Source organism: Dietzia sp. SL131 (genome assembly GCF_026672565.1).
Lineage (GTDB): Bacteria > Actinomycetota > Actinomycetes > Mycobacteriales > Mycobacteriaceae > Dietzia > Dietzia kunjamensis.
This window is the reverse complement of sequence record NZ_JAPPRI010000003.1, coordinates 1,930,787-1,956,096: the sequence shown is the minus strand read 5'-3', so window position 1 is coordinate 1,956,096 and position 25,310 is coordinate 1,930,787. Positions and strand designations below refer to the sequence as shown.

General features: G+C 66.3%; 26 protein-coding genes and 3 pseudogenes. 17 read left to right on the top strand and 12 right to left on the bottom strand.

The genetic code is table 11. From position 1 onward, the window contains the following. The first annotated feature begins 256 nt into the window (after nt 1-256). On the top strand, nt 257-1,861 hold the full coding sequence (locus tag OVA21_RS09990) for an ABC transporter substrate-binding protein (RefSeq protein WP_268092371.1): 1,605 nt from the start codon (nt 257-259) through the stop codon (nt 1,859-1,861). Between the two features lie 43 nt (nt 1,862-1,904). On the opposite strand, the gene OVA21_RS09985 is transcribed toward OVA21_RS09990, so the two are convergent. Then, complete coding sequence (locus OVA21_RS09985) at nt 1,905-2,030, bottom strand: hypothetical protein (RefSeq protein WP_268092370.1); 126 nt, start codon at nt 2,028-2,030, stop codon at nt 1,905-1,907. Nucleotides 2,031-2,163: 133 nt separating this feature from the next. Between OVA21_RS09985 and OVA21_RS09980 the strand changes: the two genes are divergently transcribed. Both OVA21_RS09980 and OVA21_RS09975 read left to right on the top strand, forming a co-directional pair. Then, entirely contained in the window at nt 2,164-2,352 is a 189-nt protein-coding gene (locus OVA21_RS09980) for a hypothetical protein (protein ID WP_017838548.1), read from the top strand. Beyond that, nucleotides 2,349-2,750, top strand: coding sequence for a helix-turn-helix domain-containing protein (locus OVA21_RS09975; protein ID WP_007633541.1), 402 nt, complete (start codon nt 2,349-2,351; stop codon nt 2,748-2,750). Before OVA21_RS09980 ends, OVA21_RS09975 begins: the two co-directional genes overlap by 4 nt. 214 nt (nt 2,751-2,964) lie before the next feature. Here the strand turns inward: OVA21_RS09975 and OVA21_RS09970 are convergent, their stop codons facing one another. The 3 genes from OVA21_RS09970 to OVA21_RS09960 form a co-directional block, all read right to left on the bottom strand. After that, on the bottom strand, nt 2,965-4,866 hold the full coding sequence (locus tag OVA21_RS09970; protein ID WP_268092369.1) for a heavy metal translocating P-type ATPase: 1,902 nt from the start codon (nt 4,864-4,866) through the stop codon (nt 2,965-2,967). Beyond that, nucleotides 4,863-5,222, bottom strand: coding sequence for a Cd(II)/Pb(II)-sensing metalloregulatory transcriptional regulator CmtR (gene cmtR / locus OVA21_RS09965; protein WP_154828184.1), 360 nt, complete (start codon nt 5,220-5,222; stop codon nt 4,863-4,865). The genes OVA21_RS09970 and cmtR overlap by 4 nt, the downstream gene beginning before the upstream one ends. Before the next feature lie 89 nt (nt 5,223-5,311). Next, entirely contained in the window at nt 5,312-5,665 is a 354-nt protein-coding gene (locus tag OVA21_RS09960; protein WP_017838553.1) for a hypothetical protein, read from the bottom strand. A gap of 395 nt (nt 5,666-6,060) precedes the next feature. Here OVA21_RS09960 and OVA21_RS09955 point away from each other — a divergent pair, with 395 nt between their 5' ends. Further along, nucleotides 6,061-6,645, top strand: a complete 585-nt coding sequence (locus tag OVA21_RS09955) for a recombinase family protein (RefSeq protein ID WP_268092368.1) — start codon at nt 6,061-6,063, stop codon at nt 6,643-6,645. Further along, the gene (locus tag OVA21_RS09950; RefSeq protein ID WP_268092367.1) at nt 6,642-6,746 is read left to right on the top strand and encodes a hypothetical protein; all 105 of its coding nucleotides are present in this window, start codon (nt 6,642-6,644) and stop codon (nt 6,744-6,746) included. The genes OVA21_RS09955 and OVA21_RS09950 overlap by 4 nt, the downstream gene beginning before the upstream one ends. A 131-nt stretch (nt 6,747-6,877) precedes the next feature. Here OVA21_RS09950 and OVA21_RS09945 read toward each other — a convergent pair whose 3' ends face one another. Continuing rightward, nucleotides 6,878-8,449, bottom strand: a complete 1,572-nt coding sequence (locus OVA21_RS09945; RefSeq protein WP_204719063.1) for an MFS transporter — start codon at nt 8,447-8,449, stop codon at nt 6,878-6,880. A gap of 117 nt (nt 8,450-8,566) precedes the next feature. Here OVA21_RS09945 and OVA21_RS09940 point away from each other — a divergent pair, with 117 nt between their 5' ends. After that, nucleotides 8,567-9,256 (top strand): TetR/AcrR family transcriptional regulator, encoded by a 690-nt coding sequence (locus tag OVA21_RS09940; RefSeq protein WP_204719062.1) that lies wholly within the window; start codon nt 8,567-8,569, stop codon nt 9,254-9,256. A gap of 90 nt (nt 9,257-9,346) precedes the next feature. On the opposite strand, the pseudogene OVA21_RS09935 reads toward OVA21_RS09940, so the two are convergent. From OVA21_RS09935 to OVA21_RS09925, 3 genes and pseudogenes are all read right to left on the bottom strand, one after another. Then, a pseudogene (locus OVA21_RS09935) lies at nt 9,347-9,741 on the bottom strand (PaaI family thioesterase); the annotation flags it as partial. A gap of 716 nt (nt 9,742-10,457) precedes the next feature. Then, nucleotides 10,458-11,312, bottom strand: a complete 855-nt coding sequence (locus tag OVA21_RS09930) for a cytochrome c biogenesis CcdA family protein (protein WP_442778951.1) — start codon at nt 11,310-11,312, stop codon at nt 10,458-10,460. A 41-nt stretch (nt 11,313-11,353) separates the two neighbouring features. Further along, the gene (locus tag OVA21_RS09925) at nt 11,354-11,974 is read right to left on the bottom strand and encodes a TlpA disulfide reductase family protein (protein WP_268092366.1); all 621 of its coding nucleotides are present in this window, start codon (nt 11,972-11,974) and stop codon (nt 11,354-11,356) included. Nucleotides 11,975-12,130: 156 nt separating this feature from the next. On the opposite strand from OVA21_RS09925, the pseudogene OVA21_RS09920 reads away from it, so the two are divergent. From OVA21_RS09920 to OVA21_RS09895, 6 genes and pseudogenes are all read left to right on the top strand, one after another. Further along, a pseudogene (locus tag OVA21_RS09920) lies at nt 12,131-12,319 on the top strand (Cd(II)/Pb(II)-sensing metalloregulatory transcriptional regulator CmtR); the annotation flags it as partial. A 35-nt stretch (nt 12,320-12,354) separates the two neighbouring features. Beyond that, entirely contained in the window at nt 12,355-14,310 is a 1,956-nt protein-coding gene (locus tag OVA21_RS09915; RefSeq protein ID WP_268092365.1) for a heavy metal translocating P-type ATPase, read from the top strand. A gap of 208 nt (nt 14,311-14,518) precedes the next feature. Continuing rightward, nucleotides 14,519-14,896, top strand: a complete 378-nt coding sequence (locus tag OVA21_RS09910; RefSeq protein WP_259843191.1) for an ArsR/SmtB family transcription factor — start codon at nt 14,519-14,521, stop codon at nt 14,894-14,896. A gap of 6 nt (nt 14,897-14,902) precedes the next feature. Next, the gene (locus OVA21_RS09905; RefSeq protein WP_268092364.1) at nt 14,903-15,850 is read left to right on the top strand and encodes a cation diffusion facilitator family transporter; all 948 of its coding nucleotides are present in this window, start codon (nt 14,903-14,905) and stop codon (nt 15,848-15,850) included. 349 nt (nt 15,851-16,199) lie between these two features. Continuing rightward, entirely contained in the window at nt 16,200-18,242 is a 2,043-nt protein-coding gene (locus tag OVA21_RS09900; protein ID WP_268092363.1) for a cytochrome c oxidase assembly protein, read from the top strand. An 86-nt stretch (nt 18,243-18,328) separates the two neighbouring features. Next, nucleotides 18,329-18,970, top strand: a complete 642-nt coding sequence (locus OVA21_RS09895) for a hypothetical protein (RefSeq protein ID WP_017838581.1) — start codon at nt 18,329-18,331, stop codon at nt 18,968-18,970. Nucleotides 18,971-19,043: 73 nt separating this feature from the next. On the opposite strand, the gene OVA21_RS09890 is transcribed toward OVA21_RS09895, so the two are convergent. Beyond that, the gene (locus tag OVA21_RS09890; RefSeq protein WP_268092362.1) at nt 19,044-19,739 is read right to left on the bottom strand and encodes a M23 family metallopeptidase; all 696 of its coding nucleotides are present in this window, start codon (nt 19,737-19,739) and stop codon (nt 19,044-19,046) included. A gap of 481 nt (nt 19,740-20,220) precedes the next feature. Here OVA21_RS09890 and OVA21_RS09885 point away from each other — a divergent pair, with 481 nt between their 5' ends. Continuing rightward, nucleotides 20,221-20,991, top strand: a complete 771-nt coding sequence (locus tag OVA21_RS09885) for a M23 family metallopeptidase (protein ID WP_268092361.1) — start codon at nt 20,221-20,223, stop codon at nt 20,989-20,991. A gap of 761 nt (nt 20,992-21,752) precedes the next feature. On the opposite strand, the gene OVA21_RS09875 is transcribed toward OVA21_RS09885, so the two are convergent. Continuing rightward, complete coding sequence (locus OVA21_RS09875; protein WP_017838585.1) at nt 21,753-22,130, bottom strand: hypothetical protein; 378 nt, start codon at nt 22,128-22,130, stop codon at nt 21,753-21,755. Between the two features lie 446 nt (nt 22,131-22,576). Here OVA21_RS09875 and OVA21_RS09870 point away from each other — a divergent pair, with 446 nt between their 5' ends. From OVA21_RS09870 to OVA21_RS09860, 4 genes and pseudogenes are all read left to right on the top strand, one after another. Then, the gene (locus OVA21_RS09870; RefSeq protein WP_017838586.1) at nt 22,577-22,777 is read left to right on the top strand and encodes a hypothetical protein; all 201 of its coding nucleotides are present in this window, start codon (nt 22,577-22,579) and stop codon (nt 22,775-22,777) included. 14 nt (nt 22,778-22,791) lie between these two features. Then, the gene (locus OVA21_RS09865) at nt 22,792-22,959 is read left to right on the top strand and encodes a hypothetical protein (RefSeq protein WP_159981201.1); all 168 of its coding nucleotides are present in this window, start codon (nt 22,792-22,794) and stop codon (nt 22,957-22,959) included. Then, nucleotides 22,929-23,234, top strand: a pseudogene (locus OVA21_RS19345) (SURF1 family protein); the annotation flags it as partial. The gene OVA21_RS09865 and the pseudogene OVA21_RS19345, both read left to right, overlap by 31 nt. Before the next feature lie 140 nt (nt 23,235-23,374). Beyond that, the gene (locus OVA21_RS09860) at nt 23,375-23,752 is read left to right on the top strand and encodes a hypothetical protein (RefSeq protein ID WP_268092360.1); all 378 of its coding nucleotides are present in this window, start codon (nt 23,375-23,377) and stop codon (nt 23,750-23,752) included. Between the two features lie 181 nt (nt 23,753-23,933). On the opposite strand, the gene OVA21_RS09855 is transcribed toward OVA21_RS09860, so the two are convergent. Together OVA21_RS09855 and OVA21_RS09850 are read right to left on the bottom strand one after the other, a co-directional pair. Beyond that, nucleotides 23,934-24,581, bottom strand: coding sequence for a vitamin K epoxide reductase family protein (locus OVA21_RS09855; RefSeq protein ID WP_017838588.1), 648 nt, complete (start codon nt 24,579-24,581; stop codon nt 23,934-23,936). Beyond that, nucleotides 24,565-25,209, bottom strand: coding sequence for a DsbA family protein (locus tag OVA21_RS09850; protein ID WP_017838589.1), 645 nt, complete (start codon nt 25,207-25,209; stop codon nt 24,565-24,567). The genes OVA21_RS09855 and OVA21_RS09850 overlap by 17 nt, the downstream gene beginning before the upstream one ends. Nucleotides 25,210-25,310 lie beyond the last annotated feature (101 nt).

Genomic DNA, 25,310 nt, shown 5'->3' with positions numbered 1-25,310 from the left:
CGAGCACGCCGGGGACCGCAGACCGGCTGCCGCCCGTGGCCTGCCTCGGCCCGCCGGGTGCTTCAAGCGCTGCGCCCTATCACTCTGGCGGCTCTGCTCCCGGCGGTATCTCTCCCACCGGGAATGCCGGTCCGTGTGCCCCACGGGTTCGGTCATTCACGCCCGGTGTGTGTTGGGCGTCACCTAGGTTCCTGAGAAAGTGACACGTGTCACTTGGTTGGACTTCGAGTGCAATCGCAACCCCTCAGGAGACCCGATGAGACGCATCCCCACCGCTGCCGCCGCCATGGCGATCACCGCCCTCGCACTGTCCGCGTGCGGTACGAGCGAGGCCGACCCGGACGGCACGGGAGAGCGGGCCACGCTGACCATGCCCGCCGACGAGTCCCGGTGCACGGAGGACAAGGCCGGGGGCACCATCACGATGGGCACCTACGTGATGCTGCCGTCGTTCTCGCCCGGACAAGGGCAGGTGGGCGTGCGGGGTGGCGCGGAGTCGGCGGCCGTCTACGACCGGCTCATGCGGTGGAACGCCCGGACCGAGACCTTCGAGCCCAAGCTCGCCGAGTCGCTCGAGAGCTCGGAGAACCACACCGTGTGGACGCTGACCCTGCGCGACGGCGTGACGTTCTCCAACGGTGACCCGCTCACCGCACAGGACGTGGCCTTCACGATGGACCTGCACAAGGATCCGGCGACGCGCTCGACCGCCATGACCGACGTGCAGCAGATCGAGCGGACCCGGGTGGTGGATCCGCTGACCATCGAGTTCACGCTCGCCGAGCCCTGGTCCACGTTCCCGGTGCTGCTCGCCGGTTCCGCGGGCGAGGTGATCCCCGAGAAGGCGTACGAGGCGGCGGGCCCGGAGAGGTGGGCGCGCGAGCCGGTGGGCGCCGGCGCGTTCACGGTGGCCGACTACGCCCCCAACCAGGAGATCGTGCTGAAGCCGAACCCGACCTACTACGGCGGCCCGGTGTGCCCGACGCTGCAGTTCATCCAGATCCCCGGTTCGCAGGCCACGTTCGAGGCGTTCCAGAACGGAGAGGTCGAGGTGGGCTTCCTTCGTGGGTCCAAGTTCGCCGACATGGCCCGCGAGGCCGACGCCCGGGGGTATGAGGAGATCACCAGCGCCGGCCGGCTGGTCTACATGAACAACGGGGCCGCGGGGTACGACGGGATCCTCACCGATCAGCGCGCCCGTCAGGCCGTGACGCACGCGATCGACAGGGAGCTGCTGCTCGGCCGGTTGGGCGACGACACCGCCCAGGCCACATCGGCGCTGCTGGCCGACTCTTCGCGGTTCTATGCCGGGCAGGAGGGGCCCGCGCTGGACGTCGCCCGCGCCGCCGAGCTGGTGGCGGAGGTGAAGCAGGACACGGGCTGGGACGGCTCGCTCACTCTGCTCGTGTCCGACGTGCCGGAGAACCGGGAGGCGGGGATCGTCATCAAGGCGATGCTCGACGCGGTCGGCTTCGACGTGACGGTGGAGGTCGCCCCGGCCTCCACGGCGAGCGCCCGCCAGTTCACGGGCGACTACGAGATGGCGATCGGCGGCCTGGCGACCTCGGATGCCGACCCGGCGTCGACCCTGGCCAGCTCGCTGATTCCGGGCGGTGCCCTCAACGTTTCGGGCGTGGACGATCCCGCGTTCGCGGACGCCCTCTCTGCGCTCAAGGCCGCCCCGGACGTCGAGTCCCAGAAGCAGGCGTACGCCGAGCTGCAGGAGGTCCACAATGAGGTGGCGCCGTATGCGGTCTTCGGTAACGGCGTCGAGCTGGTGACGATCGACGAGTCGGTCAAGGGCATCAGTCCGACGATCTCGTCGACGATGCTCTTCGACGGTGCGTTCATCGAGGAGTAGCCAACCGTGCCGGGGCGGGGCCGGTCGACGCGACTGGCCCGCCCTAGCCGAGCTCGTCCGCCAATCGGACGGCCGGGATCCAGTCGATCCCGAACACCCGTGCCACCTCGGCGAAGGTGGAGGAGTCCGCATCGGTGCTGGTCGCCGAGGCGATGAGACGGGACAGCATCACTGCTCCCGCGCGTTCCTCGATCGTGCCGGCCGCCGCCAGAAGCGTTATGTGACTATTTTAGAACTGTTGGGTGCTTGCAGATCTGCGTACCCGGCAGGAGCGGTGCCCGCACAGTCGTAGCACGGGCACGATGGCGACCATGTACCTCATCGGGACCGGGCCGAGTGAGTTGCACGCTCACATCGACCTCGACCGTCGCCTGCAAAACCTCGGACTCCTCGACGGGGCCGAGGCGTCCGTGGTGTCGGCCGCCCAGGAGGACGGGCACTGGTCGGTCGTAGCTGAGATCCGACCCGACACGGAGGGGGAGGGGCAATGACGCCAACTGAGGCGAGGTCACTGGGGCGGGCCATCCGCACCGTTCGTCTGGAAGCCGGGCTGACGCAGCTCAGGCTGGCGCTCGCCGTCGGCGTAAGCGGGAGCCACATGAGCATTTGTGAACGGGGCCAGGTCCCCGCCGCCCGAGGCCGTCCGGCTCACCCTCCGACAATGAACCGCGAGCAGTTCGCAGCCATCGCCGATGCTCTGGGTTGCACCGCTGCGTACATCGCCGACCGCGCAGCCCTGTCGGCCACCACTCGAGTGAGTCTCGGCCTTCAACCGCTCGGCCCCTCCCGCACTCTCGTTGCGGGGATCGCATACGACCTCACCGACGCCGAAGCAGACAGGGCCGCCGACTTCATCTCCGGCCTCATCGCCGCCCGCGACCTGCACTGACAACCGGTGTCGGAGGCCCCGGCTACGGTGCCGGCGTGGACGAGCTGGTGGACCGAATCCGACACGCGGCCGACCAGACAGGCGAGGCGCACTTCCTCGAGCTGCTGCGCTGGCACCGCGTCGTCGCCGGCCTCGGCGAACCCGACTGGGGCGCCCGCGGCGCCTACCGGATCGCCATAGCACATGTCGGAGTTATAGCACTCGATGATCCCTCCTACTTCCTCGTCCTGGCGGCGCGGAGCCCGTTGAGGATCACTATCACCTCGGCGATCTCGTGCACGAGCACCACCGCTGCGAGGCCGAGTACGCCGAACAGGGCCAGCGGCAGCAGCGCGGTAATGATCAGCAGGGACAGGATGATGTTCTGGTTGATGATGTGCCTGCCGCGGCGGGCGTGGTCGAACGCGCGCGGGAGGAGTCGCAGGTCGTGGCCGGTGAAGGCGACGTCGGCGGACTCGATCGCGGCGTCGGAGCCGGTCGCGCCCATGGCGATGCCGATGTCCGCGGCGGCCAGGGCGGGGGCGTCGTTGATGCCGTCGCCGATCATCGCGACCGAGCCGTGCCTGCTCAGCTCGCTGATGGCGGCGGCCTTGTCCTCGGGACGCAGCTCCGCGCGCACGTTTTCGATCCCTGCCTGCGCGGCCAGCGCGCGGGCGGTGCGGGCGTTGTCGCCGGTGAGCATGGTCACCCCGACGCCCTGGGCCGCGAGGGTGCGCACGACCTCGGGAACCTCGGGGCGCAGCTCGTCACGGACCCCGATCGCGGCGACCGGGACCCCGTCGCGGTGCACGATCACGACGGTCATGCCCTGCTCCTCCAGTCCCGCGACCTGGTCCTTAAGCGTCCCCGCGTCCAGCCAGCGAGGGCTGCCGACGGTGACCCGGGCCCCGTCGAGGGTGCCTTCGATGCCGTGCCCGGCCTGCTCGGTGACCTCCAGGGCGGCGGGAGCTCCGGGCGAGGCGGCGGTGATCGCGGCGGCCAGCGGGTGGGTGCTGTGCTGCTCCAGCGACGCCGCCCACGCCAACGCCTGCGCCTCGTCCACGCCGTCCGTGGTGAGCACGGCGGTGACGGCGGGCTCGTTGCGGGTGAGGGTGCCGGTCTTGTCGACGGCGACGTGGCGGATCACGCCGAACCGTTCGAAGACCGCGCCGGACTTGATGATCACGCCGAATCTGCTCGCCGAGCCGATCGCGGCGACGACGGTCAGCGGGACCGAGATCGCCAGCGCGCACGGCGACGCGGCGACGAGCACCACGAGGGCGCGGGTGATCCACAGCTCGGGGTCGCCCAGCAGCGAGCCGATGACCGCGACAAGAGCGGCGAGGATCAGCACGCCAGGCACGCGCGGCCGGGCGATGCGGTCGGCCAGGCGGGCGCGGTCGCCCTTCTCGGCCTGCGCCTGCTCGACCAGCTCCACGATCGTGGTCAGCGAGTTGTCCGTGCCCGCCGCGGTCGTCTCGACCTCCAGGGCACCGGCGGTGTTGATCGCCCCGGCCGACACCGCGTCGCCGGGCTCGACCTCGACCGGGATCGACTCGCCGGTGATCGCGGAGGTGTCCAGGCTCGACCGGCCTGTGCGGACGATGCCGTCGGTCGCGATCCGCTCACCGGGGCGCACCAGCATGAGCAGCCCGACCTGGAGGTCCTTCGCGGCGACCTCCGCGGGCGCGCCGTCCCGCCGGATGGTCGCGGTCTCCGGGACGAGCTTGAGGAGAGCCCTCAGCCCGCCGCGGGCGCGGTCCATGGCCTTGTCCTCCAGCGCTTCGGCGATGGAGTACAGGAACGCCAAGGCGGCGGCCTCCTCGACGTAGCCGAGAATCACCGCGCCGACCGCGCTGATCGTCATTAGCAGGCCGATGCCCAGCTTGCCCTTGAACAGCTTGCGGATCGCGCCGGGCGTGAACGTCGACGCGCCCAGCAGCAGGCCGATCCAGAACGCCACCAGCGCCGGGACCTCTGCCCCTGTCCATTCCAGGACCAGGCCCGTGCCGAAGGCGACGCCGGAGAGCACCGGGACCATGATCCCGCGGTCACGCCACCACGGACGCTCCCGCTTCTCCTCGGCCTCCTCGCCGACCCGGGTCTCCGGCTCGTCGCAGCCGCACGCCGCGCTCACGCGCCCGCTCCCGTCCCGCAGCAGCCCGGCACAGTGCACTCGGCGTCCACGCACGGCGCGTGCTCGTCCACGGCCAGCGTCACGTCCACCAGCGCCGTGAGCGCCGCCGCGAGGTGCGGGTCGGCGATCTCGTAGCGCGTCTGCCGACCCTCGGGCTCGGCGACCACGATCCCGCAGTCGCGCAGGCACGTCAGGTGGTTCGACACGTTCGAGCGCGTCAGCTCCAGCTCGCGCGAGAGCACGGCCGGGTAGCTCGGCCCGTCCAGCAGGGTCATCAGGATCCGGGAGCGCGTCGGGTCCGCCATGGCCCGGCCCAGCCGGTTCATGACGTCGACGCGAGAAGCAATAGTCAGCATGCACTGAACTATACAGTAGTGGCTGACCTATTGTCACTCTGGGGAGTTCTGCCGCACGCGCTCCGCGCGCTTGCCCTCGGGAGCTGGGGTCACCTCCGCCAGCGGGGCCATGACGGCATCCCGCGGCCCTTCCACGTCTCCGCGAGGCCGACGACCCAGCGGGCGGAGGCGAAGAGGGCGTAGCCGGCCCCGGCGAGGCCAGCGCCGACTACGAGCCACCGCCCGATGCCGAGCCACACGCTCCCGTCCACGTCCAGCGCCCACTGAGCACCCGTGATGAGGCCCGCTGCGGCCATCCAGACGCCCGCGACCAGCATCGCGAGCGGCACGAGCGCGAGGAGCATCGCGGCGGCGGCGCTCCAGAGCTGGCGCGCCTCAACCTTCGCTGTCGCGGCGATGATCCGCTCGGCCCGCTCGTTCGCGGCGTCGAGGTTCGCCGTCATCGTGGTCGAGGCATCCCCGGCGGGCCCTCCTGACGGCCCCGCCATGACCCCTAGCGCCCCGATAGGGCGGTGTTCCCTACAGAATCCCTGGCCCGAGCTGCCCGCAGCCTTACAGGGAGAGCAGGCTGTCCATCTGGGGTACACCCGTGCGGGACGGCCGAGAGGCCGCCATCGGCGCTGTGTCGCAGGGTGTGTTTTGCTATTTATGAAACGTCGTCCCGTTGGGTCTAGGGTGTATTGATACATCTGCTCGGCGAAAGGGTCTTCTGGTGGCTGATCGGATCGGGACATTGCTTGACCGTTCGGGTGACGGTGGCGAGGAGGTGCTCATCGTCAGCCGCGGGAAGATGCGGACTCGGTTCCGTCGCCGAGACGAGTTGGACTGGAGCCTTCGGGTGGAGTCAACGGACTCGGAGAACATCGTCGAGGAGAAGCCGAAGCCGGATCCGACGTCGGTTCGCCGGGCCTCGCGTCCGCGCGGGCAGAGGGTGGCGTATGTGCGGGTGTCGGCTGCGGATCAGAATGAGGCGCGTCAGCTCGAGGCGGTGGGGGAGTGCGACCGGGTCTACGTCGAGAAACAGTCCGCTCGCTCGCGTGCCGATCGCGTGAAGCTCGAAGAGTGCATTAGGTATCTCCGGGACGGTGACGAGCTGGTGGTCGCGTCAATGGACAGACTCGCTCGTTCCCTGGTCGATCTCAAGCAGATCGTTGGTGAGGTCACTGCCAAGGGCGCGAGTGTGGAGTTTGTCCATGAACGGGCTACCTACGCCGCCGGCGCCCAAGATCCTCGAGCCGATCTGATGCTCTCGCTGCTCGGGGCGTTCGCCGAGTTCGAGCGGGCCATCATTCGTGAACGTCAGGCCGAGGGCATTGCCATCGCTAAGGCGAAGGGCAAGTACAAGGGTCGTAAGCGAGTCCTGACCGCCGAGCAGGTCGACAAGCCCGGGCCCGCATCGAGGCAGGGGAGGGGCCATCAGTGATCGCCCGCAATCTCGGAGTTGGCCGATCCACGCTCTACCGCGCACTACAGCGCGTTGAAGCGGGCGGGCGTGGACGCACCAGCCACTGGCCCCCGCCCTGAAGATGGTGGGTATCGCTAGCCACAGCAGCTCGACCGCCGAGATTCGGCACTCGGGAGGGACCGCGGTTCTTGCTGACCTTGCGCAGTTTCTCCAGGCACGAGTCAGTGCAGCCGGAAGCCGGACGGGCCACCTATCCGACGCTGTCCCGGTGTGCCGGTGCTGTGGAACTGGTCTTGTGGTCACGCGGAGCAGTGCCAGGGGCAAGGATCGCTAGCAAGACTGCGGCTGCGGCGGTGAGGATTGCCAACGTAAGTGTGGCCTGACTGCTGCCGTTGACAAATGCCTCTTTGGCGTAGTCGACCAATGGTTGCGCCATTGGTCCGGCTTGTGCGGCGATCTCTAGGGCGGCGGCCAGGGAGTCGGAGACCGGACCGCGGGCAGGTTCGGGTAACTGAGGCAGGGCGGGTTGGATGTGGCGGGTGTATCCGGCGGCCAGCACACTGCCGGCCACTGCGATCCCCATCGCAGCGCCGATCTCGCGGGCCGCATCGTTGACTGCGGCGGCGACCCCGTGTTTGCTCTCCGGAGTTTCGGCGATGATCGCGTAGGTCGCTGGGGCTGTGCATAGTCCGAGCCCTGCGCTCATGATCAACAGCGGCCATAGCAGGTCGAGGTAACGTGCGTCGACGGTCATCCGGCTGACCAGCATCAGGCCAACTGCGATGGTCACCAGACCGGCGACGGTCATCACTCGTAGTCCAAATCGCTGTGACAGTCGGGGGGCGATCACAGAGATCACGATCAGGGGGACCGTCATCGGCACCAATCCCAACGCCGAGGCCAGCGGTCCGTATCCCAGGATCAGTTGCAGGTACTGCACCAGGAGTAGGAATACCCCGAAAGTGACCAAGAATTGGATGGCCACCGACAACGAGCCGGCGCTGAAGCCGCGCTTGGCGAACAACCGAACATCCAACAAGGGGGCCGAGGATCGCAGCTCAATCAGGATAAAAAAGGCTGTCGCCAACATGCCGGCCCCGGCGCTGGCGAGAACGATCGGGTCGGCCCAGCCCCGCGCGGGAAACTCGATCGTGGCGAATACGATTCCCGCAACCGCGACTGCAGCTGCCGCCGCGCCCACCCAGTCCACGGGAGGGTGATCATGCTGGCTGGACTCAGCGATCGTGCATGCCAGCGCGGCCAGTAGGGCTCCCGCTGCGGTCAGTCCGACAAATACCGACACCCACGACCAGCGCTCAAGCAGCACCCCGGCGCCGAGGATGCCTAACACTGCTCCGGAGCCGGCGACTCCAGCCCACACACCTACTGCTCGGCCGCGATGAACGGCGGCGAAACCAGCAGTCAGAATCGATAGCGTCGAGGGCATTACCAGTGCAGCGCCCGCCCCGGCAATCGCTCGCGCAGCGATCAACCAGGCCGGGTCAGACAGCAGCAGGGGAAGTGCGGATGCCATGGTGAATATCGCCAGGCCTATTACGAGAACTGCGCGTCTGCCATAGCGGTCACCGATCGCTCCAGCGGGCAGGACCAGGCACGCCAGTACCAGCGTGTAGCCGTCGACGATCCAGGTCAGCTGGGCTTGCGTCGCTCCAGTCTCTACCGCAATCTCCGGTAATGCCGAATACAGCGCGGCCATGGCCGCGACCACCAACGCCACGGCTAGGCACGACACCGTGAGCATCCACCATTCGGCTCGGGTCCACCGGGATGACTCGGTGATGGTCTGTTGGGGTGAGTGCATCGCCGGCCCCTTGCTGTGAGATGATCGGTCTTGGTCTGAGACAAGTAGTATCACAGTATCCGGCTGGCTGGACAGGTTAGCTTGGACGAGAAGTGACCGTCGGCCGAAGGGGAGAGCGTGAACGACTGGAGTGCTGACCGGCCCGCTACGGACGACGATCAGCTCGATCCGCGACTGCTGCGCTCACGAAAACGATTGCTCGACGCTGCCACGCATCTCCTGAGCACTGGTGGTGTAGAGGCGGTTACCGTCGAGGCGGTCACTCGAATGTCAAAGGTTGCGCGGGCCACGCTCTATCGGCATTTCGGCGGGACCGCCCAGTTGCTTGCGGCGACCTTCGAGCGGCTGTTGCCTCGCGTCGAGGTCTCTGCCGACAGTGGGTCGGTACGAGACCAACTCATCGCGCTTCTCACGGCCCAAGCCGACCTGATTGACCAGGCGCCGCTGAACATTACGACTCTGGCTTGGCTGTCAATCGGATCAGTCGGCGGCGATCCTGCCGATTCGGCCGCGATCACCTCACTGCGCAGTCGAGTCATCGAGGAGTACCGGCAGCCCTTTGACCGCATCCTCACACAGCCTGACGTACAGGCACAGCTCGGCAACATCGACACCACCTTCGCGATCGTTCAACTCCTGGGCCCCGTCGTGTTCGCTCGCCTTACTGGGCTCTGCACGGTCGACCACGACGGATGCGTGCAACTTGTTGATGATTTTCTTGCTGCCCGCAAGCAGGGAGACAAACCCATCCCGGCCGAGTTCGGCCACGATCTGAACCGCCCAGGCGCCGTCGGCGGACCTTGCTGAATCAAGGCGGTCCTTGTTGTTCGATAGGTGGGACCGCTCGCCGCCGAGGTCGCCGACTCGGAGGTGGCCTCCCGCGGCGGTGAGTTTGGCCTAAGTCCTCGAGTTTCTCTGTGACTGCAAAAAGTGCTCAACCTCGACCGCGATGAACAGGGCAGTGGCAGTAATAACAGTCCGGCCCTCTGCATCCTCCATCGTGGACCTAAGGTCCAATTTCCGGCCATCGCGAGACCGAACTGCACGCGCAGGATGTACGGGGTGTCGAGTAATGCTGGCGCAAGATAGTCGAGCGCGAGACGGCGCGTCACGGCGAGCTCGCCGACCGAATACAGCAAGAAGCCGAATAGGTCGTCAATCACGGTCGCTACCGCGCCGCCGTGTGCAATGCCGGGTGCCCCAACGTGACGCTGGTCGAACTGGTGGTGTGCGACGACGCCGTCTCCGTCACGCCGTACCGAGAGGAAATGTCCATTCGGGTTCTCTGGTCCAGTCGCGCCCACCACGCCTACTGATCAAGTGCCGGGTTGCGAGGTGTCGAGTTCCCGGCTGTGGCCCGGCCAAGACGCCATGGCGCACGGCTTCCTTTACGCCGACCCTGGGAGTGGGGGCGGGTTTGGGTTCCGGCTGATTTTTATGTGCTTCGCAGAATTTGCGAATGTGTCGCAGGAAATGCGAATCCTGATGAAGGACCGCAGGTCAGAGCAGTAGTTCGCATACTGTCTGCGGCCCGGGTTCGCCATGTCGGACAGACCTCGGATCATCTGCGCGATGCGCACCTGCTCGCAGGTCAGGCGCAGCCCGAGTTCGAACGAGCTGCGAGCCATTCGGGGAGGTGTCGAGTTCGCACAATCGACACCTCGACACCTTTTACTTGTCATAACGTCCGGTTACCGGTGCGACTCGAAAACCGCGTGCTGGAGGAAGTCATCGCCGGCCCAGGGGAGGGGAGCGGCCCGCGTGGAGTCAGTTAGCGGAGAGCTCGCCGGATTCATCTGTCGCACTTGGTCGTGCTTCACGCTCCTCTCTGGTGCGACACGCATATGAGACGCCAAGCCTCGGCCGGGTCGCCGTCCAGTCCGCTTCGCGATGTGTCTTGGTAGAGGATCGTCAAAAGCAACAGCCTCAACGACCCGCTGAGGTGTGACTTCCGGTACCCGGTGGGCGCTGAACGGTTGTGGCCGCCCGCGAAGCGCCGCAGGAAAGGCTAAATCGGGAGCGTCGTGCCGGTGATTGCGAAGTCCCGTAGCCAACTGATGAAGAGTGCCCACACGCCACTGAACAGTGCTATGCCCACTGCGATGAGTAGGAGGCCGCCGATGATCTGGATTCGTCGAGTGTTGCGTTGTAGCCAGCCGACGGTTCGGATTGCCCAGGTGGAACTCCAGGCGACGAGGATGAATGGCAACCCCAGCCCGAGGCAGTAGGCGACGATGAGCATGACGCCGCGCGTGCCGCTAAATCCGCTTCCGGCGGCGACGGACAGTGCGGCGGCGAGCGTTGGTCCGAGGCAGGGCGTCCATCCGAGGGCGAACACCCCGCCGAGGAGAGGCGCGCCGACCCAGGTAGAGACAGCCTTCGGCTGGAATCGGGTATCTCGTTGCAGCACCGGTACGAAGCCGATGAAGACCAAACCCATGAGGATGGTGATGACCCCGCCGATGCGCTGGAGCAACTCCTCTTGTGGTGCGAGGTATTGAACCGTTCCGAGGACCATTGCGCTAAGCGAGACGAACACAACGGTGAACCCGCCAACGAAGAGCAGCGATGCCCCCACGACCCGGTAGCGCGAGCTTTGTCTGGCCTTCTTTTCCTCGAGAGTGATCGTTCGCGACTCGCTGTGGTGCTGTTCGGCCTGCGCAACGGTGACCGGTGGTCGCTCAGCGCCGACGACGCTAGCGAGGTAGGCGAGATAGCCGGGGATGAGCGGGACCACACATGGCGAGGCGAACGAGACCAGACCGGCTAGTAGGCAGGCGCCGAGGGCGAGCAGAAGGGGTCCGCTGGCCGCTGTCTGTTGGAACGCGGAGCCGATACCCTGCGCGAGCACCAGGCCGTCCATCGGCGGCATGGCACCGGCGAAGACGAGGTCGGCAGTATTCGTCACGGCGTGGCACTCTCGTCGTCGGCCACCAGTTCGGCTATGACGTCCCGAAGTTGATAATCGGTGACCGCCGCCAGATACACGGCGGCCACGCGGTGTTGCCGGTCAAGCACGAGGGTTGTCGGCACGATCGAGGTGGGAAAGCCGCGAAGTGCACCTACGGCCGCGTTGCTCGGGTCCCAGATCGACGGGTAGGTAAGGCCGTTGTCGCGCACGAAGTCGACCGGCTTGTCGCGATTGGGATCACGCACGTTGATTCCGAGCACGGTGGCACCCTGGGATTCGAACTCCTCATGAAGGCGCTGAAGATCGTCGACCTCGGTGCGGCAAGGCCCACACCATTGGCCCCACGTATTGAGGATGACCACCTCGCCTTTGTAGTCAGCGAGCCCGATGGTCTGGTCTGGGTCAAGCAGATCCGGACCGGCGAGTTCGGCAACCGGTTTCCGTTCTTCCTCGGGGTAGTGGATTTCCAGCTGTCCATCTGGACTGACGAACTCGAACGTGCCGCCTTGCGCGACCGCATCGGTGCCACTGCCACAACCGGAGAGGGCTAAGGCGCCCGCACACAGGGCCGCCCAGAGGCGCGCGCGGAAACCGATGGCTCGGATACTGCCCATGCTTTTCACTCCGGTCTGCGACGGGCCATTGCCCCCTCGGCTCCGAACCGGCGGTGCCGCACGGGGTGGCTCTCTCGAACGCCAGTGACGTGACCGGCACTGGCGAGATGGTCCCGCTGTCCGATCGTGCCATAGCCAATATCCGCCCTGTGAACCAGAGATTGCGGGATCGCCGTGGTTGAACGTGAGGGTCGACAGAATCGGTACGAGATCGTCGATGCCCATCTGGCACGTGCGTTGAACGCCTTGGTCGAGACGACTCTTGCCGTTGACGAGAACGCGCCCTGTCTGGACATGCAGTGTCCGGTCGAGGGTTGCTGCAGTTCGGAAGGGGGTCGGCGGTGACAACGTCCGCGTGTGGTTGTGAGCCGGCCGGGCCAGTGGCCGGCCCTGACGAGTCCGCTTCGTGGTGGCGCAACGGTGCCGTCCTCATCCCGGTGTTCTCTGGCCTGACGCTATTGCTGGGTGTGATCCTCGAGTGGCTCGCCAACGGTCCCGGGGCGGAGACTGCAGCGGCGTGGCTGTTCTGGACCGCTCTCCTTCTGGGCGCCTCGCAGTTTGTTCCAGGCGCGGTGCGGGGTCTGCTCGTCCGGGGTCGGTTGAGTATCGGGCTGCTGATGACGATCAGCGCCGCCGGTGCGGTCGGGCTCGGGTTCATCGAGGAGGCCGCCGCTCTGGCCTTCTTGTACTCCATCGTCGAGGCGCTGGAGGATCGGGCGATGGACAAGGCCCGCTCGGGCTTGCGGGCTCTGCTGGCGCTGATTCCCTCCAGTGCCACCGTCCTCGGCGCCACCGGGGGCACCCGCACCGTGCCCGTTGAGTCTCTAGAACGCGGCGATGTGCTGCGTCTGGTCGCCGGCGAACGTTTGGCCACCGACGGGATCGTTCGTGTCGGACAGGGCAGCCTGGATGTCTCGGCGATCACGGGTGAATCCATTCCCGTCGAGGTCGGGCCCGGTGACGCGGTGTTGGCCGGCTCGATCAACACCTCCGGCGTCCTGGAGGTCGAGGCCACCGCCGCAGGGACAGACAATTCCTTGACCACAGTGGTCGAACTGGTTGAGCAGGCACAGACAGAGAAGGGGGAGCGGGCACGTATCGCCGACCGCCTGGCCCGCCCGCTGGTGCCGGGTGTTCTCATCCTGGCTGCTCTGGTCGCCCTGATCGGCTCGATCTTCGGAGATTCCGGACTGTGGATCGAGCGAGCACTGGTGGTACTGGTCGCCGCTTCGCCGTGCGCACTGGCGATCTCGGTGCCGATCACGGTCATCTCCGCTTTCGGTGCGGCCAGCAAGTTCGGGGTGATCATCAAATCCGGTGCCGCGTTCGAGCGCATGGGCTACCTCCGGCATGTGGCAGTGGACAAGACCGGCACCTTGACCCGAAACCAGCCCACCGTCACGCAGGTCCTCACCACTGGCAACGCTGCCCAGGACGAGGTCCTGAGCTGGGCGGCCGCTCTGGAAACCCACAGCACCCACCCGCTGGCCGCAGCGATCACCGCCGCAGCTACCGAGGTCCCCGCCGCATCGGCGGTCACCGAGTCCGCGGGCGCGGGAATCGCCGGCCTTATCGATGGCGCGCACATCGCCGTCGGCAGCCCGCGCTGGCTCGACCCAGGTCCTCTGGCAGATCACGTTCACGCGATGGAGGCCCGCGGCATCACCGTGGTGGTCGTCCACCGCGACGACCACCCGGTCGGGGCCATCGGGGTGCGCGACGAGCTGCGTCCAGAGGCCGGCGAGGCCATGACGTCGCTGGCGGCGAGGGGTACGGGCGTGACGATGCTTACCGGCGACAACACCCGCACCGCTGATGCACTGGCCGCCGAGGCGGGGATCACCGACGTGCGTGCCGAGCTGCGCCCGCAGGACAAGGCGCAGGCAATCGCCGAGTTGCGCGGCGACGGCCGGGGGCCAGTGGCGATGATCGGCGATGGTGTCAACGACGCCCCCGCGCTCGCCTCGGCAGACATCGGAATCGCCATGGGGGCCACCGGCTCCGACGCAGCGATCGAGTCAGCGGATGTCGCGTTCACCGGCGATGACTTGCTACTGATCCCGCGCGCCATAGACCACGCCCGCCGCGGTCGTCGCGTCATCAATCAGAACATCCTCCTGTCTTTGGCGATCATCGTCGTTCTGCTTCCACTGGCGATCACCGGAATGCTGGGACTCGCAGCCGTCGTCCTGGTCCACGAGGTCGCCGAAGTCTTCGTCATACTCAACGGACTGCGTGCCGCACGCACCAGGCAGCTCGAGCGACCCCCGAGCACAACAACTGCCGACCACAAAGACAGTCGACACATTCACCGGCCGGCACCGCTGCCTCATTGACCCTGCGCCCGCGTATCCCGCGCCGCATCGCCGCCGGGAAAGACGGGCGGCAACCACCACAGCAACTCGGTATCAACCGGACGGCCTTGTGCTGCGCCCCGGCTTCGACGGGTGGCATCAGCTGCCGGCACGACTGAGCAAGAACAATGCGTACGCCGAGGACCGAGACCCACCCGAACTTATCGCCGGTTCATGCTAACATCGCTCTATGACGATTAATTATGGGGTGCTCGATTCAGTGACGTTCGAGGATCGAAACACCTATGCAGCGTTGTTCCATGCTCTGGCAGAACCAACTCGACTGGCGTTGTTGGAGCATCTGGTCAATGGTGAGCATCGGGTTCGTGATCTGGTCGATCACATGCATCTGGCGCAGTCCACGGTGAGCAAGCACCTGGCTTGCCTGCGGGATTGCGGGCTGGTCCAAATGCGGATCGAGGGGCGCTCCTCGTGGTTCTCGCTGGCTGAGCCGGCCCGGCTGGCGGACCTGGTAGAAGCCGCCGATGCGCTATTGAGTGCGTCCGGGGTGTCGCCGTCGCTGCGCGATCACCAGGACCACCCCGACCTTGACCTCGGGCAGGAGTGAGTCGAGATGGCGCATAGCCACGGTCACGACCATGGTGCTGGGGGTCCTTCTCAGCAGACCGATCGCGGGAGGCGTCGTCGGCTGCTGATCGCGTTCTGCATCACCGCGAGCATCGTGGTGGCCCAAGCGGTGGGCAGCGTGGTCACTGGCAGTCTCGCGCTGTTGACCGACACCGCTCATGCATTGGCTGATGCGTCGGGATTGCTGGTTGCGGTCATAGCCGCGACGATGATGCTGCGGCCACCGAGCAGTAAACGGACCTGGGGATTCGCCCGGATCGAAGTCATCGCCGCACTAGGGCAAGCTGTCCTGCTGATCGTCGTCGGTAGCTATGCCGCGATCGAAGGCGTCCGCAGACTCTTCGAGCCCGCGGACGTGCCCGGTACCGAACTGCTGGTGTTCGGCGTGATCGGCCTGATCGCCAATATCGCCGCCATTGTGGTGCTGGCCTCCAGGCGAGGCGACAACTTCAACATGCGGGCGGCATTTCTGGAGGTGCTCAACGACGCTCTGGGGTCGGTGGGGGTGATCGTTGCAGCGATCGTCATCAACACCACCGGTTTCCAGCGAGCCGACACCATTGCCGCGCTGTTCATCGCCGCCTTGATCATCCCGCGCGCGTTCACGCTTCTGCGGCAGACGGTTCGGGTGCTGATGGAGTACGCCCCCGTGGGACTCGATCTGGATGAGGTCCGAGAACACCTTCTGGAGCTGGATCACGTTCGGGACGTGCACGACTTGCACGCATCCATGATCGGGACCGGCCTGCCGGTCATCTCCGCTCATGTCGTGATCGATGATCAGTGCTTCGAATCCGGTCACGCACCGCAGATCCTGGAGGAGATCCTCACCTGCGTCAAGGAGCATTTCCCCGTCTCCATCGACCATGCCACCATTCAACTGGAGACCGCCGCCGTGCGTGACCGGGAATCTCCCGCAGTCCGACACGCCTGACCCGCTAGATGAACGGTTCCCATTTTTGACCGTTGGGTAGTACATATCAGTCAGCGGACTGGCTCGTCGTGGCGGGAATGAAGGGATCGGCGGGCGCGGCCACCACTACGGGTGAACGTGCGACCCTGAAAGCCTCGGCAGGCTATCCGGCCGCCGTGATGACCGCCCGAACCCGAGACTGCTCAGCTGGGACCCGGAGTCCGAAGGAGCGGCGGCCGAGTGGGCGCATGCGAGCGGTACGCTAGTTCGTCGGCGGGTGGACGGCCCGCATGAGGCGTCGCTGGGCGCGGGGGTGCGCAGAACAGGCGCGAATCGGACCGGGCGGCACCCGCTTCCTACGATAGTGATCATGTCGCCGCCGTCGAAGGCACCCTCGTCCAAGGCCCCCGTCACCGTCAGAGCGCTGCGTACCCGCGGTGTGGTGCCGGTCGTGCTGCTGCTCGCGGTGGTGGCGGCAGGTGTGGTGATCCCGCTCTCGCGGATCTCCACGGCCCTGGCGCTCGAGCTGATCGGGGTCCCGGACCCGGGCCTGCTCACCACCGCCGGGCTCCCGGCGGTCCGCGCGATCGCCGAGCTGCTGGCATCGGTGGCGGTGGGAATGGCGCTGTTCGCCGCGTTCTTCACCCCGCCGCAGCAGGACAAGACCCTCGACGTTGACGGCTACCGCGCGCAGCAGATCTCCTCGTGGGCCAACATCGCCTGGGCAATCGCCGCGGCCTTGCTCATTCCGCTGACCCTGTCGGATGTGTCCGGGCGCACGCTCTGGCAGTCCCTGCCGCCGGACCAGTGGATCGTGGCGATCACCGAGATCGAGGTGGCGTCCTCGTGGCGCTGGGCCGCGATCATTGCACTGGCCGCCGGGATCGGTCAGCGGTTCACCCTGAGCTGGCGCTGGTCGGTCATCTGGCTGGGGGTCACGGTGCTCTCGCTCCTGCCGGTTGCCGCGACGGGCCACGCCTCAGGCGGCACCGCCCACGACATTGCCGTCAACGCGCTGATCATCCATCTGTTCGCTGCCGCGTTTTACGTCGGCGGGCTCGTCGCGGTGATCGCGCACGCGCTGCGCGGTGGCTCGCGCGTCGCGCTGGCCCTGCGCCGCTATTCGGTGGTGGCCACGGTGGCGATCGTCGCGCTCGGGCTGACCGGGATCATCAACGGGCTGGTCCGTCTGCACCCCGCCGACCTGCTGACCTCGACCTACGGGCTGCTGATCGTGGCCAAAGCGTTGTGCCTGGCACTGTTGGCGGTGTTCGGGCTGGCGGTGCGCCGGCGCATCATCAACCGGATCGAGGGAACGTCGGCCAACGCCCCGGTGGACCGCGGAACGCTGCTGCGAATCGGACTGGTCGAAACGGTGATCATGGCGGGCACCCTGGGCCTGTCAGTCTCGCTCGGCCGCACCCCACCACCGGCACCGCTCTACGTGCCCACCCGGCAGGAGTCGCTGCTGGGTTTTGAGTTGCCGGGGCCGTTCTCCTTCGAGACGGTGTTCGGTCTGTGGCGCTTCGACCTGGTGCTGGGTCTGGCCTCGGTGATCCTGCTCGGGCTCTACGTGTGGGGGCTGATCACCCTGCGCCGACGCGGCGACGCCTGGCCGGCGGGACGGACCGTGGCGTGGGTGCTCGGGTGCGTGCTGCTGTTCCTGACCACCAGCTCCGGCATGGGGATGTACATGATGGCCGACTTCTCCAGCCACATGGTCGGGCACATGCTCATCTCGATGCTCGTTCCGGTCCTGCTCGCCCTAGGCGGGCCGCTGACACTGGCGCTGCGGGCCCTGCCGGCGGCGGGCCGCGCCAACCCGCCGGGACCACGCGAGTGGATCGTGGAGTTCATCAACAACCCGCTCTCCCGATTCCTCACCCACCCGATCGTCGCATCGGTGCAGTTCGTGGCCGGGTTCTACCTGATCTACTTCGGGGGGTTCTACGAGACGCTGGCCTCCGAGCACCTGGGCCACATGTTCATGAACGTGCACTTCCTCATCAGCGGCTACCTGTTCTACTGGGTGATCATCGGCGTGGACGCGGCGCCGCGGCACTTCTCGCCCTTCTACAAGCTGATGGTGCTGCTCGGTTCGCTGCCGTTCCACGCGTTCTTCGGCATCATGCTCATGAACTACAAGACCGTGCTGGCCGAGGGCTGGTACTCGGGGATCGGGCTGCCCTGGGTCCCGGATCTCCTCCAGAGCCAGCAGGTCGGCGGCGGGGTGGCGTGGGCGGCGGGGGAGATCCCGCTGTTCATCGTCATGCTCGCCCTGGCCTGGCAGTGGTTCCAGACGGACATGCGTGAGGCTTGGCGCGGGGAGCGGCAGGCCGAGCGCGACGACGACGCCGAGCTCAAGGCCTACAACGACATGCTCCGCGAAATGTCCCAGACCGACCGGAAGTAGGGGACAAGCGGACCCTCGTCGTCGAGGATGGTTCCCTCACACCCCCTTGTTCGTCCCCCAGGCACGTCGGCGATAGGAGCGAGCCCATGAACGAGATGGCCGCCCGCCGCAACATCCCCAACCCCACCAACCGGCGGGTGCGACAACCCGGTGGTCTCCACCTCAGTGGCGAGCAACCCCGCTACCAGGACCACGACACCGATCACGGCGAGGGGAAACAGAGAATGGGCGACGAACTGAGTCACAGCGCACGTAATCAGGCCGAGTTCACACGCTCGCACTGGCGGGCGATGCGAGAATTCGTGCTCGTCGGCCTCACCGCCATCATCGCGGGCGGCCTTGTCGCCGCGGTCACCGGTCCCACCGGTTTCGATGAGGGTTCCTGGGTGGCGGCCTACCTGGTGCTAGTTGCGGGGGTGGCCCAGGTAGGGCTGGGCGTCGGACAGGCACTGCTTACTGGCGGCACACTGTTCGGTCGCCTGCGTGTTGTCCAGCTTCTCGCCTACAACTTGGCCAACAGTGCGGTACTCGGTGGCACCCTGACCGGCTCCGTGATCGTGGTGGCCGCGGGCGGTGTGCTGTTGCTGATATCGCTCACGTTGTTCCTGGCCACTGTGCGTCACGCGCGCCCGCGTACGTGGTATCTCGTGCTCTACCGGATTGTCATTGCCAGCCTCGCAGTGAGTGTGCCGGTGGGCGTCGTCTTGTCAGTTGTTCGTCACAGCTAAAAGCCCAGTACCACCGGGGGAGACCGGGAGAGCAGTCCCTTGTCGGCCAGTCTGCGCTGTCAGAGTTCCGGTGTCATAGGGCGCTGCTGTTTGACCCCGAGTTGACCACGATGCCCCGTTCTGCCAGCCACGCCGAGGGATCGACAGCCCGCGAGCCGCCGTCGGCCCAAACCTCGAAGTGCACGTGTGGGCCGGTAGAAAAGCCGCGGTTGCCCATCACGCCAATCTGCTGACCAGCGACGACAGTGTCACCGACCTGAACTGTATTGCTCTCATTGTGGCCGTAGACGGTCATGAAACCGTCCGGCGACATGATCCGGATCCAGTTGCCGTACCCGGAGGCGGGGCCTGAATCGATGACGATTCCGTCGGTCGCGGCGAAGAGCGGCGTGCCGATGGCGTTGGCGACATCGAGACCTGAATGGGACGTTCCCCACCGGGGGCCGAAGGAGGACGTTGAGATGCCCACTGCCGGGAGGGCCACAGTGGGGCGCCGCGCCTGCTCTTCGGCGATCTCACGCTGGTAGTTGAGTTCGGTGCCGCTTTGCAAACTGCCGACGAATGCCGCGGAGGTGGGTCCTGGCTCGCCTGCCACGTTCGTGTCATCGGAGGTGAGGGGGAGCGGAGCCGAGGGGGTCGCGGCCTGGGCATCTTTGGAGTGCGCGTCATCAGCGTTACCGGTCGGGTGCTCGTCGGTGGCGAGGAGGACGATCCGCTGATCATCGGTGGGGGCCGCCGCGGCGATAGAGGCACCCGCGGCTAGGGCCACGACCGCGGCGATACTGCGGTGGTTATTCGGTGAAACCCGGCGATGGGCTCCCCGGCGCCGCCGCGGGGAGCTGGTCGACTGAGAGGCGTGCTTCGGTCCTGCTCGCTTCTCCACTGCGCTACCGACTCCCGTCGTCCTCTAACCGTAATCGTTTCGTGACCTGACCCCGGTTAAAGGTAGTGGCTGACCAACCGGGTCGCAAGGCAGATGCACGGCCGAGACGACCGTCACAGAGAGGACCAGTGAGGTGACAGCTCCGCCAGGGTTAGGCGCTGGCTGAGCTTCCGAGGTGGAGACGACTTCTCCCCGACCGGGAGTCGATCTGGGCGCACTGGGGCTGGCGATGATCACGAATTACGCGCTGAGGGGTGACACGATCGATACCGAGTTGTTATATTGGGTCGTGTTGCCGACGAAATCGGTCACCCGCATCGCCTAGACGTCGCGGGAACACATCACCCCGAACGATGGAGACAGCCCCATGATCGACTCCACCCGGTCCGTGACCGTAGCCGAGCTCACCGAGCGTTTGGGCGTGCGCAGCGCGACGTTGGCCGGCGGTCGCCATCGTGTGGCCAGCGAAACCGCGACGGTGTCGCGGTTTGTTGGTGGCGCCGTCGTCGGCGTAGCCCTCTCGGGCGGCCTTGGTCTGGCTTTTGCCCCCGCCGCCGCCGCTCAACCCGTCGCGATCGATCAGGCCCAGGTCGTCGAGGCGATCCAGGCCGCGGCCGACCAGTTCGGCATCGGACCAGCCGAGATCCAAAGGATTGGGGACCAGTTCGGCGTGGCCCCAAGTGAGGTCCGGCAGTACGCCGCCGGGCTCGGGCTCGGTTCCCTCGGCGACAGCGCCGGTAGTCCGCAGATCGGTGGTGCGCATGCCCCTACGGAGGCCGTGATCACCTCGGGGTTCGGCTCGCGTTGGGGCAGCTTCCATAACGGCACCGACTTTGGAGCGCCGATTGGTACGCCGCTCTACGCCGCCAAGAGCGGCGTTGTCGAAGCCGCTGGCCCCGCCGCCGGGTACGGCATCTGGATCCGCATCCGAACCGATGACGGCGAACTGCTGGAATATGGCCACAACGACCAGAACTACGTCAGCGTCGGCCAGCGGGTCAACGCCGGTGAAGTGATCGGAACCGTCGGCAACCGCGGAGACTCCACCGGCCCCCACCTGCACTTTCGCGTACAGAACGCCGCCGGTCAGTGGGTCGACCCGGTGCCGTGGCTCGCGGCCCAAGGAGTCCTCGTCTAGCACCGTCCACTTCGGGCGTGCCGACCGCCTCCCCGCGGGGGAGCGCGTGCTGGTGTTCGCCAATTTCCGGGCCGGCGTTGCAACCCCGCGCGGTAGTGCATTTCTTCGGGGAATCCCCGACTTACTAGATCTCAAACAAGCCCCTGCAGGTCACGGCGTTGCGCCCACTCCGAAATGACTCCAGAACCGGAGAATTCTCCGGAACGCTGGCAGGAGTGGTTCCTGGTTTCCGGCCGCGTGCGCGACGTGGAAGCGTGTCCCGGCTGGGAGCGAAAACCGGGGTTCCGCGGACCGTCTTGATATCGCGGTCATTGAGCTGAGTCGTACGGGATTCGATCAGCAGGCCGGTGACCGGACCAGATGCTTACCGCCTCCACCGGCGGCGTCGAGTTGGTTGCGGTGCTCCTCACGCAGATGCTGCCGGGCTCGCTCGTGCTGCAGGAGTTGTGGGCCGACGGGACTCCGTACGCGCCGGGCGTGCGGTACCTCAACGGGCTACCCGGTACGTCGAGGTCGTCCTGCCGTACACGTCGGGCCTGGCCCCCGGTTCGATGGCGACCAACGTGGTGGTCCAGGACGGCTGCGAGCAGAACCTCTCCGAGCACGTTGCCGTGGCCGATCCCCGCGCCCCCGACTACGTCCTGAACGCTCTCGACCCCGGCAACCCGCGTCAGCCGCGGTGCGAGGCGAGCGCCCCGATTCACGATCCGCGGGAATCTTCCTCCCGATGTTCACCCCACCGCGAAAGGCCGGGGTCTTTGTCAATTTGCTTTTGGCCCCGTTTCGCGAGTGGTCAGGATCTGACGAAGGCCCGCCACGAAGTACACGACGAGCACGATCAGCATGATCCCGCTGACGATTACCGCAGCAGGCCGCTCTGCATCTCCGGCGAACAACGCGCCGAGGTCGGCAAGCGGCATGAGAGATCCCAGTGCCCCGAGCACGGCGATGACGAGCGCTGCGATCATCACCCCTCGGCTGGCGTTCGGGACGCGGCTCGCGATGAACGCCGCGATGAGCAGCAGCACACCGATAAACGCCGGTATCAGCGAGGTGGCACTCTCCATCCCGGTGGTGAAGTAGGCGATGAGTCCGGTGGCGGTGAGGATGCCGCCCGTCCACGTGGTCAATGCGATCATTGCTGATCTCCTAGGTCGGTATCTGATTGCAGCTAGGCTGGCACGCCCGTTGCTCTGCGAGCAGTCATCGGCTCCAACGACGCCTAATCAGGCTACGGTCCCGGACGCTGCTGGGGGCGAGACTCCAGGGCGCTCTTCAAGTGTCCCATTCGGTCATGAGTCCCGCGTTTCTGCTTGGGGGGTTAGGTGACACGGGCAGAGTCGACACGAATTGCTAGACCTCAACATGCCCGTGCAGGGCACAGCGTTGCGAACACCCCGGAATGGCTTCAGAACCACCGAATTCTGCGGAACGCCGGTCAACCGGAAGGTGCTGGCGGCCCAGTAGGTAGGCGCCCAGCGCAGCCACGCCGGGCCCGTAACACACCGGGGCTCTGGCCTCGGCCGGGAACGCAGCGGTAGTCACTACTCCGCATGAACATGCGCGCCGCTGGGCGCGGTGCTCGATGGCGAGCATGTTCGATCGGCGGGAGGTCGAAAACCTGACGACGCTGATCACGGACCACCAGGGCACCGGACAGGTCGTAAATGAGGTGCGCGCCCCCCGGTCAGCCCAGTTTTCCGACAGGCCCGTGCAGCCGGCTCCCGTCGCCGTGGTGATGCGCAGGGTGATCGGACAGCCGGCACGATTACTGTTTGGCAGGTGAAACGGTTCTCTCGCATGCTCAAGCCGGGATGGTTGATCACCCTTCTGTTCATCAGCCTCTTCGCCTACCTGTGCTTCACGATGCTTGCCCCCTGGCAGTTGAACAAGTACGAGGATCTCAAGGCACGCAATGCCAGCTCGTTGAGAGCAGCGTGGCAGGGCCGGTTCCGTTGGACGAAGTGATCCGGCGGGAGGGATTTCTCGGTGATTCCGAGTGGCATCTGGTTACTGCGCGCGGAAGTTACCTGCCCATGGAGGATGTCCTGTTGCGGATGCAGTCCGTCGACGGTGAACTCGTGTACCAGGCACTTCGTGCATTCCGCACCGACAGTGGTGACTCCCTGCTCGTCAACCGCGGATGGGTCCGCGTCGGCGACGACAACGCGGTCCCGGACTTCCCGTCCGCGCCGACGGGCCAGCTGACCATCATCGCCCGCCTCAGGATCCCGATGGATGCTCCCGCCCAACCCATCGTTCTGCACGATTGGAACATGGTGCGCAACATCGACCCCCCCCCGTCATCGGGGACCTCCTCGGCACCGACTTGTCGCCCTATTATCTCCAGCTCGCCGGTGGGCAGCCCGGGTCTTTGGAACCGATGCCAGTGCCGTCCACCGAGTCGGGTCCGTACTTGTCGTACGGCCTGCAGTGGATGGCCTTCGGGGTCCTCGCTCCCATCGGCCTGGGCTACTTCGTGTGGAGCGAGATACGTCAGCGCCGTCGTCTGGACGACGAGGACAACGATGCCGCCGCGGCGCGGCCACGCAAGGGCGGGAACCGGGCAGCAGGTCCCGGGCAGGACACCACAGCGTCGCAGGCCCCGTCGGGCCCTCCCGCGGCCACGGTTGGAGACGATGGTCCATCGGACGAGGCCGCGGACTCAGACCGGCTCGTAGCGGCGGCCATGCGTGATCGCTACGGTGACCGGTTCGCATCCGAGTATCGACGCAGCTCGCGTGGAGGCAACCGCGCCTGATCGTCTGCGACAGCAGTCGATAGCTGTACGAGGAGTTGGACAGCGGGCGGGGGACCGGGTCCGAGAGCCATCCGGCGTGCGCTGCTTTGATCTGGGAGCGCCTGCGCAGACTGCGGTGTGCCGCCCCCGAGTGAGCCGAGGACTGACTCGCGGAACGCGATCTGCTGTTCGGCGAGCGTTTCTAGACGAGGGTGGTCCAGTAGTCCCAGAAGCGGTGCGTGATGAGCAGCAGGACAAGTAGGTACCAGGCGGTAAGTATCGCGCCCCGGTATTCGGTAACTACGGCGATGAGGCGCGCAAGACCCGCCGAATCGCTGCGGCGTAGTGGCTGAAGATTGCACAGGGTGCAGTACCAGAAGATCGGTATGGTCACCGCCCAGACGATCATGCAGTACGGGCACAGGGCACCGATGCTGTACAAGCTTTGGTAGATGAGCCAGTGGATGAACACCACCGCGAAGGTGACGCCTACTTGGATGCTGGCCCACAGCCAGCGCTGAAATGCTCCCCCCGCCAGGAGCGCAGCACCCAGGGCCGTGGTGGCGGCGAATCCGGCGATGCCGATGATCGGATTGGGGATGCCAAAGGCCTCGGCCTGCGCGGTGGTCATCACCGACCCGCAGGACAGGACAGGGTTGATGCTGCAGGACGGGACGTAGCCCGGGTTCTCGATCAGCGCGATCTTCTCCACCAGCAGCACTACCGCCGCGACCAGGCCGATGAGCCCACCAACGATCAGCACCACCGCGAGCCTGCGGTGGGGGTACTGATCCGGGCCGGCGTTGGTGGAGTGTGCGACCGGGGTGGCTGAGCTATTCGAGGGCAGCATTGATGCTGTTCTCGAGATCGGTGACGCTGGTCGGCTCGAGGCGCTCCCCGTCCAGGAAGAAGGTCGGCGTGCCACTGACCCCGAGGCTCTGACCGTCCTGCTTGCTCTGCTCGATGCGCTCGAGGGTGGCCGGGTCGTTGTATGCGCTCTCGAAGCGCTCCATATCTAACCCCAGTTCCTCGGCATAGCCGAAAAATGTGTCCATTTGCGGGGTTTGTTGGTGGCCCCACTGCTCGGGAGTGTCAAACAACTTGCGGTACATGGCCTCGAACCGGCCTTGCTCGGCGGCGGCCTCGGCGGCCAGGGCCGCCGCCATAGAGTTGTCGTGCAGGGGCATGTGGCGCACCACGAACGTCACCCGGTCTCCGTACTGCTCGCGGAGGTCCTCAATTGTCGGATAGAGCGCGATGCAGGCTTCGCATTCGAAATCGAGGAACTCAACGAAGACGGCGTCACCGCCCTCAGACAGTCGGGGACTGTCCTCACGCACCAACACTCCGGTGCCCGGACTGTCATCAGGACGTGCCTGCTCGGAGCCGGAATCGTTCCCGGCAGCCAGTAAGGCCACCACCAGGACGACCAGCGCAGCCGTGATCAGCGCTAGCGAGAGCTTCAGATTCTTACTCAACAGATTGTCCGCTTTCTAACTCATGCGTGCCCCGACGTGATCACTGGATGATAATCGGGCAGCCGTTGCTTCGGCGGTGAGGCGGTGACCATGACCCCCGG

Bases quoted from the DNA above. Each gene is read 5' to 3' on its own strand.
- OVA21_RS09885 (WP_268092361.1), top strand. From the start codon at position 20,221: ATGATCGACTCCACCCGGTCCGTGACCGTAGCCGAGCTCACCGAGCGT.
- cmtR (WP_154828184.1), bottom strand. From the start codon at position 5,222: ATGCTGACTATTGCTTCTCGCGTCGACGTCATGAACCGGCTGGGCCGG.
- OVA21_RS09930 (WP_442778951.1), bottom strand. From the start codon at position 11,312: ATGGACGGCCTGGTGCTCGCGCAGGGTATCGGCTCCGCGTTCCAACAG.
- OVA21_RS09960 (WP_017838553.1), bottom strand. From the start codon at position 5,665: ATGACGGCGAACCTCGACGCCGCGAACGAGCGGGCCGAGCGGATCATC.
- OVA21_RS09945 (WP_204719063.1), bottom strand. From the start codon at position 8,449: ATGCACTCACCCCAACAGACCATCACCGAGTCATCCCGGTGGACCCGA.
- OVA21_RS09905 (WP_268092364.1), top strand. From the start codon at position 14,903: ATGGCGCATAGCCACGGTCACGACCATGGTGCTGGGGGTCCTTCTCAG.
- OVA21_RS09855 (WP_017838588.1), bottom strand. From the start codon at position 24,581: ATGCTGCCCTCGAATAGCTCAGCCACCCCGGTCGCACACTCCACCAAC.
- OVA21_RS09925 (WP_268092366.1), bottom strand. From the start codon at position 11,974: ATGGGCAGTATCCGAGCCATCGGTTTCCGCGCGCGCCTCTGGGCGGCC.
- OVA21_RS09990 (WP_268092371.1), top strand. From the start codon at position 257: ATGAGACGCATCCCCACCGCTGCCGCCGCCATGGCGATCACCGCCCTC.
- OVA21_RS09865 (WP_159981201.1), top strand. From the start codon at position 22,792: ATGCTCAAGCCGGGATGGTTGATCACCCTTCTGTTCATCAGCCTCTTC.
- OVA21_RS09875 (WP_017838585.1), bottom strand. From the start codon at position 22,130: ATGATCGCATTGACCACGTGGACGGGCGGCATCCTCACCGCCACCGGA.
- OVA21_RS09975 (WP_007633541.1), top strand. From the start codon at position 2,349: ATGACGCCAACTGAGGCGAGGTCACTGGGGCGGGCCATCCGCACCGTT.
- OVA21_RS09980 (WP_017838548.1), top strand. From the start codon at position 2,164: ATGGCGACCATGTACCTCATCGGGACCGGGCCGAGTGAGTTGCACGCT.
- OVA21_RS09985 (WP_268092370.1), bottom strand. From the start codon at position 2,030: ATGCTGTCCCGTCTCATCGCCTCGGCGACCAGCACCGATGCGGACTCC.
- OVA21_RS09870 (WP_017838586.1), top strand. From the start codon at position 22,577: ATGGCGAGCATGTTCGATCGGCGGGAGGTCGAAAACCTGACGACGCTG.
- OVA21_RS09900 (WP_268092363.1), top strand. From the start codon at position 16,200: ATGTCGCCGCCGTCGAAGGCACCCTCGTCCAAGGCCCCCGTCACCGTC.
- OVA21_RS09860 (WP_268092360.1), top strand. From the start codon at position 23,375: ATGCCAGTGCCGTCCACCGAGTCGGGTCCGTACTTGTCGTACGGCCTG.
- OVA21_RS09895 (WP_017838581.1), top strand. From the start codon at position 18,329: ATGAACGAGATGGCCGCCCGCCGCAACATCCCCAACCCCACCAACCGG.
- OVA21_RS09910 (WP_259843191.1), top strand. From the start codon at position 14,519: ATGACGATTAATTATGGGGTGCTCGATTCAGTGACGTTCGAGGATCGA.